The sequence below is a fragment of the Streptomyces sp. CO7 genome, from assembly GCF_053474865.1.
Genome location: NZ_JBRIOU010000035.1, coordinates 1 through 1161, shown reverse-complemented (window position 1 = coordinate 1161; position 1161 = coordinate 1). Strand labels below are relative to the sequence as shown.

The 1161-nt window shown below is 76.5% G+C and carries 1 protein-coding gene; it reads right to left on the bottom strand.

Annotated features, from left to right (window positions below):
* Nucleotides 1-39: 39 nt before the first annotated feature.
* Nucleotides 40-903 (bottom strand): nucleotidyltransferase domain-containing protein, encoded by an 864-nt coding sequence (locus ACOV8S_RS30955; protein WP_448321809.1) that lies wholly within the window; start codon nt 901-903, stop codon nt 40-42.
* Nucleotides 904-1161 lie beyond the last annotated feature (258 nt).

The window sequence follows — 1161 nt, the reverse complement described above, 5'->3', positions numbered from 1 at the left end:
CGCCCGGGGACTACGGCCGCGAGCGCTGGGCGGGGTCGCTCAGCGGGATGCGGCGCCCTGGGACAGGTCGTCGTGCACCGCGCGCAGCGCGTCGACGGCCGCCGTCAGCACCGACGGGTCGGTGGACAGTCCGCCGAGTGCCGCCTCGACGCGCTCGCGGTACCTCTCCGGCCGGACGGGGAGGGCGTCGGCCTCCGCCGTCGCGCCCTTCTCGTTGACGACGAAGCGGCCGTTGCGGGCGAACACCACCTGGTTCATGCAGGCCACCGCTTGGTGCAGCAGTCCGGTGACCTGGGTGATGTCACCGCGGCGGGCCGGGGACCCGGCGTTGGCGAGGGAGAACCCCGCCTCCCAGCCGAACCGGCCCTCCACCGCCTCCCGCAGCGCCGCCGGATACGGGTCGACCAGCGCCCTCGACGCGGCGAGCCGGCCCCGCGGGTCGTGCAGCGGAACGTTGTGGCGTACCTCGCCGGCGTAGATGGTCGAGACGAAACCGTGCGGATGCCCGGGCTGGTGATCGACCGTGATCGTGCCCTCGGCCGCCTGCCGGAGGACCGTGTCGACGCGGTCGTGGTCACGGAGCAGGATGTCGGTCTTCGTGCCGTCGACGATCAGCCACACCCCGCCGTTGATCCACGGCCCCCACTCGCCGTACGCGCCGTGGCCGAGCGGAGCGCCGTGGTCGTCCAGCTCCGCGGCGGCGGCGAGGACGAGGTCGAAGCCGGGCCGCGCGGCCGGGTCGTAGTACAGGCCGATGTCCAGGTCGGAGTCGGGGCGGGCGGCGCCCCGGGCGTGCGAGCCGCCGAGCACGACGCCCGTGACCCCGGGCAACCGGGCCAGCCGGTCACGCATCCGTGCGACGGCGGCGGGCGGGGACGTCGGTTCGTTCTCTCTGCTCGGCACCCGGCGGAGGCTACCCGGCCGCCCATGGGAGCGGGGGCGACACCGAGGAAATCACCGTCGCCCCGAGCGGGAGGGGCCCCGTCCCCGTTCGGGCGGGGCCGTCACCGCAGGCACGGCCCACCGGCACACGGCACGCACGGCCCACGGGGCCGCGAGCCGCGAGCCGCGAGCCGCGAGCCGCGAGCCGCGAGCCGCGAGCCGCGAGCCGCGAGCCGCGAGCCGCGAGCCGCGAGCCGCGAGGAAAGCGTCCCGCGGCGG